Source organism: Mycobacterium sp. UM_11 (assembly GCF_001414075.1).
In the GTDB taxonomy this organism is placed as follows: Bacteria; Actinomycetota; Actinomycetes; order Mycobacteriales; family Mycobacteriaceae; genus Mycobacterium.
Map to the genome: position 1 here is coordinate 1 of NZ_LATC01000136.1, position 9771 is coordinate 9771.

The window sequence follows — 9771 nt, forward strand, 5'->3', positions numbered from 1 at the left end:
CTGCGGCGCGCCGCAGGCGACGGTGTCGACGCCATTGCTCGGGCAGGTGCTCACCCACAGCGCGGCCATGACCAGAAAGACCACCGCCGCAGCGGCGGCCACGACAGCGAACCGGATGGCGGCGCGCACCTCGCCGTCTTCCTGTCCCAAGCGGTCACCACCGGACCGCTCATCCGCCTTGTGCATTCGTGCCCCTCATATCCCCCATGTGGCCAACGCATTGTTCATCGTTTGCTACGTCGCAATAGTTACCGCGCAATGACGAATTGTCCGGCGACCGGCCGGGCAACCGCGCTGGCACCAAGCGGAAAGCGCATGGGTTCAAATACCCGTCGGCAAACCCGGCAAAACCGGCCCGGCGCGTCGACGTCACCGTCAATTACTCCGACGAATCATCGCTGGCCCGGGGCTCGGAGGCCGGAAAGACACAATGTGGTTGGTGTCTCAGCACCGATGAGTACTATCTCTGACATGCCGACAGCCCGAAGGCGCTTGTCCCCCGAGGATCGACGCGCTGAGCTGCTCGCGTTGGGGGCGGAAGTCTTCGGAAAGCGACCCTACGACGAGGTGCGGATCGACGAGATCGCCGAGCGCGCCGGAGTGTCGCGGGCGCTGATGTATCACTACTTCCCCGACAAGCGGGCCTTCTTCGCCGCGGTGGTCAAGGACGAGGCCGATCGGCTGTACGAGACCACCAATATGGACGACGCCACCGGCCTGACGATGTACGAAGAGGTGCGGACCGGCGTCATGGCCTACATGGCCTACCACGAGCAGAACCCCGAGGCCGCCTGGGCGGCGTACGTCGGGCTGGGCCGGTCGGACCCGGTTCTGCTGGGCGTCGACGACGAAGCCAAGAACCGCCAGCTCGAGCACATCATGAGCCGCATCCACGACCTGGTGGCCAACATCTCGGGGGCCAAGCTGGAGGCCGACGTGGAGCGCGACCTGCGGGTGATCTGTCACGGCTGGCTGGCGTTCACCTTCGAACTTTGCCGCCAGCGCATCATCGATCCGACGATCAACGCCGAACGCCTCGCCGACGCGTGCGCGCACTCGCTGTTCGACGCCATCGCCCGGGTGCCGGAGATACCCGAGGAACTGTCGCACGCGATGGCGACGGCCCGGATCCAGCCGCGCTGACCTTTTGTCGGTGCGCCTTGGCACCATGGTTGGGTGACCACCCGTGAGCCGTTGAGCCGTTTCAGCGCGACCACGCGCGAATGGTTCACCAGCACGTTCGCCGGGCCCACCACCGCGCAGGCCGAAGCATGGCACGCCATCGCCGACGGCGACAACACGCTGGTGATCGCGCCGACCGGATCCGGCAAGACGCTCGCCGCGTTCCTGTGGGCGCTAGACAAGCTCGCCTCCGATCCCGCCGGCCCGGCCGAGAAGCCGCCCGGCACCCGCGTGCTGTACGTGTCCCCGCTCAAGGCGCTGGCGGTCGACGTCGAACGCAACCTGCGCACCCCGCTGGCGGGCCTCACCCGCATCGCCGAACGCCACGGCCTCCCGCCGCCCGACATCAGCGTGGGCGTCCGCTCCGGCGACACCCCGCCCGCCGAACGCCGCCAGCTCATCGCGCGGCCCCCCGACGTGCTGATCACCACGCCGGAGTCGCTGTTCCTGATGCTCACCTCGGCCGCGCGCGAAACCCTGGCCGGCGTGCAGACGGTGATCGTCGACGAGATCCACGCCATCGCCGCCGGCAAGCGCGGTGCGCACCTGGCCCTGTCGCTGGAGCGGCTGCAGGATCTGTCCCACGAGCTGCGGGACGCGCCGCCCGCGCAGCGCATCGGGTTGTCGGCGACGGTGCGGCCGCCCGAGGAGCTCGCCCGGTTTCTGTCGGGAGCAAGCCCGACCACCATCGTGGCGCCCCGCGCGGCCAAGACCGTCGAGCTGACGGTGCAGGTGCCGGTGCCCGACATGGCCAACCTGGCCAACAACAGCATCTGGCCCGACGTCGAGGCGCGCCTGGTCGACCTGATCGAGGCGCACAACTCGACCATCGTGTTCGCCAACTCGCGGCGGCTGGCCGAGCGGCTCACCGCGCGGCTCAACGAGATACACGCCGAACGGTGCGGCGTGGATCTGTCCGGCGAGACCAACCCGAAGGTGGCGGGCGGGGCACCCGCGCACATCATGGGCAGCGGCCAGACCTACGGCGCCGAGCCGATACTGGCGCGCGCCCACCACGGCTCGGTCAGCAAGGAGCAGCGGGCGCTGGTCGAAGAGGACCTCAAGCGGGGGCTGCTCAAGGCGGTGGTGGCGACGTCGAGCCTGGAGCTGGGCATCGACATGGGCGCCGTCGACCTGGTGATCCAGGTGGAGGCGCCGCCCTCGGTGGCCAGCGGCCTGCAACGCATCGGGCGGGCCGGCCATCAGGTCGGGGAGGTGTCCCAGGGGGTGCTGTTCCCCAAGCACCGCACCGACCTGATCGGCTGCGCGGTGACCGTGCAACGGATGCTCGCCGGCGAGATCGAAACCATGCGGGTGCCCGCCAACCCGCTGGACATCCTGGCGCAGCAGACGGTGGCGGCCGCCGCGCTGGAGCCCCTGGACGCTGACCGGTGGTTCGACACCGTCCGCCGCAGCGCGCCCTTCGCGACCCTGCCGCGCAGCGTGTACGAGGCCACCCTGGACCTGCTGGCGGGCAAGTATCCGTCCACCGAGTTCGCCGAGCTGCGTCCCCGCCTGGTCTACGACCGCGACACCGGCACGCTGACCGCGCGGCCCGGCGCGCAGCGGCTGGCCGTCACCTCCGGCGGCGCCATCCCCGACCGCGGCATGTTCACGGTCTACCTCGCCACCGAGGCGGAGAAGCCGTCGCGCGTGGGCGAACTGGACGAGGAGATGGTCTACGAGTCGCGGCCCGGCGACGTGATCTCGCTGGGCGCCACCAGCTGGCGGATCACCGAGATCACCCACGACCGGGTGTTGGTGATCCCCGCGCCCGGCCAGCCGGCCCGGCTGCCGTTCTGGCGCGGCGACGACGCCGGCCGGCCGGCAGAGCTGGGCGCCGCGCTGGGCGCGTTCACCGGGGAGCTGGCCGGGCTCGACCGCGACGCCTTCGACGCCCGCTGCGCGGGCCTGGGCTTCGACGCCTACGCGACCGACAACATGTGGGCGCTGCTGGACGAGCAGCGCACCGCCGCCGGGGTGGTCCCCACCGACACCACCCTGCTGGTCGAGCGGTTCCGCGACGAACTGGGCGACTGGCGGGTCATCCTGCACTCCCCGTACGGGCTGCGGGTGAACGGGCCGCTGGCGCTGGCGGTGGGGCGGCGGCTGCGGGAACGCTACGGGCTCGACGAGAAGCCGACCGCCTCCGACGACGGCATCGTGGTGCGGCTGCCGGACGTCCTGTCCGACACCGGCGAGGCCCCGCCGGGCGCCGAACTGTTCGTCTTCGACGCCGACGAGATCGATCCCATCGTCACCGCCGAGGTGGGCGGCTCGGCGCTGTTCGCCTCCCGGTTCCGGGAGTGCGCGGCCCGGGCGCTGCTGCTGCCCCGCCGCCACCCGGGTAAGCGGTCGCCGCTGTGGCACCAGCGCCAGCGGGCGGCCCAGTTGCTGGACGTGGCCCGCAAGTACCCCGACTTCCCGGTCGTGCTGGAGACCATCCGCGAATGCCTGCAAGATGTGTACGACGTCCCCGCCCTGACTTCGCTGATGGCCGGGATCGCGCAGCGCAAGGTGCGGGTGCTCGAAGCCGAGACGGCGCGGCCGTCGCCCTTCGCGTCGTCGCTGCTGTTCGGTTACGTCGGCGCGTTCATGTACGAGGGCGACACCCCGCTGGCCGAGCGGCGGGCCGCCGCGCTGTCGCTGGACAGCACGCTGCTGGCCGAGCTGCTCGGCCGCGTCGAGCTGCGCGAGCTGCTCGACGCGGACGTCATCGCCGCGACCGGCCGCCAGCTGCAGCACCTATCGGAGGACCGGGCGGCGCGCGACGCCGAGGGCGTCGCGGACCTGTTGCGGCTGCTGGGTCCGTTGACCGAGGACGAGGTCGCCGCCCGGGCCGGCGGTGCCGAGGTCGGCGGCTGGCTCGAAGGCCTGCTCGCGGCCCGGCGGGCCCTGCCCGTGGCGTTCGCCGGCCGCGGCTGGTGGGTGGCCATCGAGGACATCGGCCGGCTGCGCGACGGGGTCGGGGTGCCGGTGCCGCTGGGCGTGCCGGCCGCCTTCACCGGGGCGGTGGCCGACCCGCTGGGCGAGCTGCTGGGCCGCTACGCGCGCACCCACACCCCGTTCAGCACCGCCGAGGCCGCGGCCCGCTTCGGGCTGGGGTTGCGGGTCACTGCCGACGTGCTGGGCCGGCTGGCCGCCGACGGCCGGCTGGTGCGCGGCGACTTCGTCGCCGCGGATCACCCCGAGGGGGCCGGCGGCGAGCAGTGGTGCGACGCCGAGGTGTTGCGGGTGCTGCGCCGGCGCTCGCTGGCCGCGCTGCGCGCACAGGTCGAGCCGGTGAGCACCGCCGCGTACGGGCGGTTCCTGCCGGCCTGGCACCGGATGCCCACCGGGCATTCGGGCCTGGACGGGCTGATGTCGGTGATCGACCAGCTGGCCGGTGTCCGAATGCCCGCCTCGGCGATCGAACCGCTGGTGCTGGGTCCCCGGGTCCGCGACTACGCCCCCGCAATGCTCGACGAGCTGCTCGCCGCCGGGGAGGTGACCTGGTCGGGCGCTGGGTCGATCTCGGCCGGCGACGGCTGGCTGGCGCTGCACGTCGGCGAGTCCGCGCCGTTGACCCTGGCGGCGCCGGCCGAGATCGACTTCACCGGCGCCCACCGCGCGATCCTGGACACCCTGGCCGGCGGCGGCGCGTACTTCTTCCGCCAGCTGGCCCAGGACGGGATCCCCGACGCCGAGCTCAAAGCCGCGCTGTGGGAGCTGATCTGGGCCGGCTGGGTCACCGGTGACACGTTCGCGCCGGTGCGCGCGGTGCTCGGCGGCGCCGGGAGCCGCAAGCGCTCGGCCCCGGCGCACCGGTCGCACCGGCCGCCGCGGCTGAGCCGGTACAGCGTCGCGCACGCGCAGTCCCGCCCGTCCGACCCGACGGTGGCGGGCCGATGGTCGGCCCTGCCGGTGCCCGAGCCCGATTCCACCATGCGCGCCCACTACCAGGCGGAGCTGCTGTTGGGCCGGCACGGCGTGCTGACCCGCGGCGCGGTGGCGGCCGAGGGGGTCACCGGCGGGTTCGCCACGCTCTACAAGGTGCTGAGCACGTTCGAGGAAGCCGGCCGGTGCCAGCGCGGCTATTTCGTCGAGTCGTTGGGCGGCGCCCAGTTCGCCGTCGCGTCGACCGTCGACCGGCTGCGCACCTTCAGCGAGGGCATCGACCCGGAGCGCCCGGAATACCGGGCGGTCGTGCTGGCCGCCGCCGACCCGGCCAACCCCTACGGCGCCGCGCTGCCGTGGCCCGGCTCGGGCGCGGAGGGCGCGCGGCCGGGCCGCAAGGCCGGCGCCCTCGTGGTGCTGGTCGACGGTCACCTGGCCTGGTTCCTCGAGCGCGGCGGCCGGACCCTGCTCACTTTCACCGACGACCCCGCGGCGCACCGCGCGGCGGCCGCGGCGCTGGCCGACCTGGTCGCCTCGCGGCGCGTGGCATCGATTTTGGTCGAGCGCATCGACGGCGCGCCAGCGCTGCAACCCGGCGGACCCGGGTCCGAGGCGCTGGGCGGGCTCGTCGACGCCGGGTTCGCCCGCACACCGCGCGGGCTCCGGCTCCGGTAAGGCCGCGGCAGCCATGCCCGAAGGCGACACCGTCTGGCACACCGCGGCCGTCCTGCGCCAGCACCTGGTTGGCCGCACCCTCACGCGCTGCGACGTCCGCGTCCCGCGGTACGCCACCGTCGACCTCACCGGGCAGGCCGTCGACGAGGTGCTCAGCCGGGGGAAGCACCTGTTCATCCGGGTGGGCCGGGCCAGCATCCACTCGCACCTGAAGATGGACGGCAGCTGGCGGGTAAGCGAGCGGCCGGTGCGCGTCGACCACCGGGCGCGAATCGTCCTGGAGGCCGGCCCCGTCCGGGCGGTCGGCGTGGATTTGGGCGTGCTGGAGATCCTCGAACGCGACCACGACGGCGACGCCGTCGCGCACCTGGGGCCCGACCTACTCGGCGAGGATTGGGACGCCGCGCTCGCCGCCGCCAACCTGGCGGCGCAGCCGGACCGGCCGCTCGCCCAGGCGCTGCTCGACCAGCGGGTGCTGGCGGGGATCGGCAACGTGTATTGCAACGAACTGTGTTTCGTCAGCGGACACCTGCCCACCGCGCCGGTGAGCGCCGTGGCCGACCCGCATCGTCTGGTATCCCGCGCCCGGGAAATGTTGTGGCTGAACCGGTTCCGCTGGAACCGCTGCACCACCGGCGACACCCGGGCCGGCCGGCAGCTGTGGGTCTACGGGCGGGCCGGCCAGAGTTGCCGTCGCTGCGGCACCCCCATCGCCTACGACGGCTCGGGTGAGCGGGTCACGTATTGGTGCCCGTCCTGCCAGCGCTGACGGGCGCCCGGCTACCAGCGCACGCCCAGCGCTAGTCCCGGGCGTGCGCCAGGAAGAACTGCGCGATCGCTTCCGACCCGTCGAGCGCCCGGGTGGTGGGTCCGATGATCGCCTTCGGCAGGTACTGCCGGCCGCCCGGCCACGTATGCCCGCCGCTGTCGATCTGGTAGAAGACCACCTCGGTGGACGCCGCGCACCCGGTGGAGTCGAAGCGGCGCACCACGGTCCCGTCGCCCACGTTGGGCAGCACCTGGACCGACGGATCCCCTTGGCACCCATCGGCCGAACGCCACTTGTTCACCATGCTGTCGGCGGAGATGGAGTGGCTGACCCCGCCGCGGCCGCGCACGACCCCGCCTTTGAACGGCACCAGCGGGTCGGCGGTGCCGTGCGCCGCCCACACCGACACCGGCCGTGACGGATTGCACGCCACCCCCACCCCCAGGGTGCCCGCCACCGGAGCGACGGCGGCGAACACGTCGGCGCGGTCACATGCCAACCGGTTGGACATGAAGCCCCCGTTCGACATCCCGGTGACGAAAACGTGCCCCGGGGGGATGCCGTAGTCGTCCCGCAGCTTGCCGACCAGCCCCACCAGAAATCCGACGTCGTCGATGTGCCGGCGATCCGCCGGCGACGCCCCGCGCCCGTCGGCCCAGCTCTTGTCGTAGCCGTCGGGGTAGACCACCAGCAGGTTGTGGGCGTCGGCGACGGTGTCGAAGTCGGTCAGACCCCGCTGCCCGTTCCCCGTCCCGCCGCCACCGTGCAGGCTCAGCACCAGGCCGACCGGCGTCCCCGCCGGCACGTGCAGCAGGTAGGTTCGGTCCATGCCGCCGGAACGGAAAGTCCCGGATGCGTCCCGGGCGGCGGCCGCCGACACATGCCGCACGCCGCAGCCGACGAGGCATACCGCCAGCAGGGCCAGCAACGACCAGCGCACGTACGGCATCTTCACCTACACCGACGGCGCCGGCGCGAAAGCCGATCCGAGTGTGGCGATGGCCGCAATATGATTGATCCTGCACCGCGCGGCCCCGCAACATGAAAATATTCGGGCAGCCCCCGCTGTCAGCGAGCAACGGCACTTCGATGTCACGGGAGTATCAGAAATGACGAGCACCCAGGTACGCAACCCCAGCCGGTTGCGGCTGCTGGTGGCTGGCGGCGTCGTCCCGGCGGCCGGGCTGCTGAGCGTGCTGGGATTGACCGCGTCCGCGCACGCCACGGCCACCGATGACGCCTTCCTCGCCGCGCTGACCGCCAAGGGCATCAACTACGAATCACCCGAGACCGCGATCCGGTCGGGGCATCTGGTGTGCCAGGAGCTCGACTCCGGCCAACCGCCGCAACAGGTGGCGAACGACGTCATGAGCAACAGCCATCTCGACGGCTATCACGCCGGCTATTTCGTGGGCGTGAGCATCCGGGCGTACTGCCCGAAGTACGGGGCGCAGGCCTGAAAGTTAACAGGCAGTTGACAGGCTCGTGACAAGTGCGCGAATAAAATCGACCTGGACATAATCCTGAGAACTCGAAGGCCAAATGATTCCCAAACTTTTGGTCGGCGTTGCACTCGCGCTCGGCGCTGCCGGTTGGTCGGCAGCAACCGCAACCGCCGACCCAAGCCCCTTCAACACCCTCAGCTGCAGCTGTCAAGAAACCGCTCCGGCGGGCAGCACGACCTTGATCGACAAGGTCGACCGGGGAATCCAGCAAGGCCTTTCGGACGTGCCGATCATCGACATCGAGCACTAGAGTTCAGCCCCGCCGCCGCATCCGCCGCTCGATGTAGTGGTAGCGCGCGGCCCGTCGCCGGACGCGAAACGCGTGCCCGCGCGTGCGATGCGGCTGCCCGACATGGTTCATCGGCTCGGCGTAGAACATCAGCTTGGCGAGCTCGACCAAGACCAGGTACACCATCACGAAGCCGCCCAGCACGGCAAAGAACTGCCACGGCAGCGGCGTGAATCCCAGGGTGTGCGCCAGCGGCGAAATGGTGATCAGGGCGCCGATCGCGACCACGCTGACCGTGGTGACGGCCAGCAACGCGCTGGGCCGGCTGCGGAAGAACGGCACCATGCGCGTGCGGATCGCGAAGATGATAAGCGTCTGCGTCGCAAGCGATTCCACGAACCAGCCGGTGCGGAACTCGACCGCGCCGGCGTGCAGCACGCCCAGCATCAACCCGAACGTGAGAAAGTCGAACAGCGAACTGATCGGCCCGAAGATCAGCATGAACCGGCGGATGAACGCGACGTTCCAATGCGAGGGCGCCTGCAGCTGCGCCGCGTCCACCCGGTCGGTGGGGATGGCCAGCTGCGAGGTGTCGTAAAGCAGGTTGTTCAGCAGGATCTGGCTGGGCAGCATCGGCAGAAACGGCAGCAGCGCCGAGGCCGCGGCCGCGCTGAACATGTTCCCGAAATTGCTCGACGTGCCCATCAGCACGTACTTGATGGTGTTGGCGAAAATGCGCCGCCCCTCGGCCACCCCGGTGGCCAGCACGCCCAAATCCTTTTCCAGCAACACCACGTCGGCCGCGTCCTTGGCCACGTCGGTGGCGCTGTCCACCGAGATCCCCACGTCGGCGGCGTGCAGGGCCAGCGCGTCGTTGACACCGTCGCCGAGGAAGCCGACCGATCGCCCCTTGCGGCGCAGCGCGGTGATCAGCCGCGCCTTCTGCTCGGGCGAGATGCGCGCGAAGATCGTGTTGCGCTGCGCGACGCCGGCGAATGCGTCGTCGTCCAACGGATCGAGCTCGGCGCCGGTGACGGTGCCCTTGGACGCCAAACCCAGGTCGGCGCAAACCTTTTCGGCCACCCGCGGATTGTCCCCGGTGGCGATCTTGAGCTCGATGCCCAGGTCGGCAAGCTCGGAAAGCGATTGGCGCGCGGCGGCTTTGGGCTCGTCGGCGAAGACCAGAAATCCCGCGAGCGACAACTCGCATTCTTCCGCCCGGGTCAGCGTCGTCACCGCCGGTGCGGGCTTGACGGCCACGGCCACCACCCGGCGCCCCGCGGCGAACAACGCCGCGAGCGTTTCCTCCGCCTCCGGCGGGACGGCGTGGCACTGGGCCAGCACCTGCTCGGGCGCCCCTTTGACCACCAGCACCCGATTTCCACCGTCGTCGATCAGTGCCGAGGTCGCCCGGCGTTCGTGGTCGAACGGCAGCACCGCCACCCGCTGCGCGGCCTCGCCGATGAGTTGATGCGCCTGTGGGGACTCCCACAGCGCGGCGTCGAGCGGATTGGCGCCTGTCTCTTATACACATC

Annotated in this window: 6 protein-coding genes and 2 pseudogenes; 5 read left to right on the forward strand and 3 right to left on the reverse strand. The window is 71.2% G+C overall.

The window, feature by feature from the left end:
- Positions 1 to 186 (reverse strand): annotated as a pseudogene (locus tag WU80_RS22600) (hypothetical protein); the annotation flags it as partial.
- Between the two features lie 285 nt (positions 187 to 471).
- On the opposite strand from WU80_RS22600, the gene WU80_RS22610 reads away from it, so the two are divergent.
- Genes WU80_RS22610 through nei2 form a run of 3 tightly spaced genes read left to right on the forward strand, consistent with a single transcriptional unit; the run spans position 472 to position 6502 of the window.
- On the forward strand, positions 472 to 1143 hold the full coding sequence (locus WU80_RS22610) for a TetR/AcrR family transcriptional regulator (protein WP_055405176.1): 672 nt from the start codon (positions 472 to 474) through the stop codon (positions 1141 to 1143).
- A gap of 33 nt (positions 1144 to 1176) precedes the next feature.
- Positions 1177 to 5733, forward strand: coding sequence for an ATP-dependent helicase (locus WU80_RS22615; protein WP_055405175.1), 4557 nt, complete (start codon positions 1177 to 1179; stop codon positions 5731 to 5733).
- 13 nt (positions 5734 to 5746) lie between these two features.
- Positions 5747 to 6502, forward strand: coding sequence for an endonuclease VIII Nei2 (gene nei2 / locus WU80_RS22620; RefSeq protein WP_055405174.1), 756 nt, complete (start codon positions 5747 to 5749; stop codon positions 6500 to 6502).
- 31 nt (positions 6503 to 6533) lie between these two features.
- Here nei2 and WU80_RS22625 read toward each other — a convergent pair whose 3' ends face one another.
- Complete coding sequence (locus tag WU80_RS22625) at positions 6534 to 7451, reverse strand: PHB depolymerase family esterase (protein ID WP_055405184.1); 918 nt, start codon at positions 7449 to 7451, stop codon at positions 6534 to 6536.
- A gap of 160 nt (positions 7452 to 7611) precedes the next feature.
- Between WU80_RS22625 and WU80_RS22630 the strand changes: the two genes are divergently transcribed.
- Positions 7612 to 7962, forward strand: a complete 351-nt coding sequence (locus WU80_RS22630) for a DUF732 domain-containing protein (protein WP_055405173.1) — start codon at positions 7612 to 7614, stop codon at positions 7960 to 7962.
- 82 nt (positions 7963 to 8044) lie between these two features.
- Positions 8045 to 8257 (forward strand): hypothetical protein, encoded by a 213-nt coding sequence (locus WU80_RS22635; protein WP_055405172.1) that lies wholly within the window; start codon positions 8045 to 8047, stop codon positions 8255 to 8257.
- Between the two features lie 3 nt (positions 8258 to 8260).
- Here the strand turns inward: WU80_RS22635 and WU80_RS22640 are convergent.
- Positions 8261 to 9751: pseudogene (locus WU80_RS22640) on the reverse strand (HAD-IC family P-type ATPase); the annotation flags it as partial.
- Positions 9752 to 9771 lie beyond the last annotated feature (20 nt).

Bases quoted from the DNA above. Each gene is read 5' to 3' on its own strand.
- WU80_RS22610 (WP_055405176.1), top strand. From the start codon at position 472: ATGCCGACAGCCCGAAGGCGCTTGTCCCCCGAGGATCGACGCGCTGAG.
- nei2 (WP_055405174.1), top strand. From the start codon at position 5,747: ATGCCCGAAGGCGACACCGTCTGGCACACCGCGGCCGTCCTGCGCCAG.
- WU80_RS22625 (WP_055405184.1), bottom strand. From the start codon at position 7,451: ATGCCGTACGTGCGCTGGTCGTTGCTGGCCCTGCTGGCGGTATGCCTC.
- WU80_RS22630 (WP_055405173.1), top strand. From the start codon at position 7,612: ATGACGAGCACCCAGGTACGCAACCCCAGCCGGTTGCGGCTGCTGGTG.
- WU80_RS22635 (WP_055405172.1), top strand. From the start codon at position 8,045: ATGATTCCCAAACTTTTGGTCGGCGTTGCACTCGCGCTCGGCGCTGCC.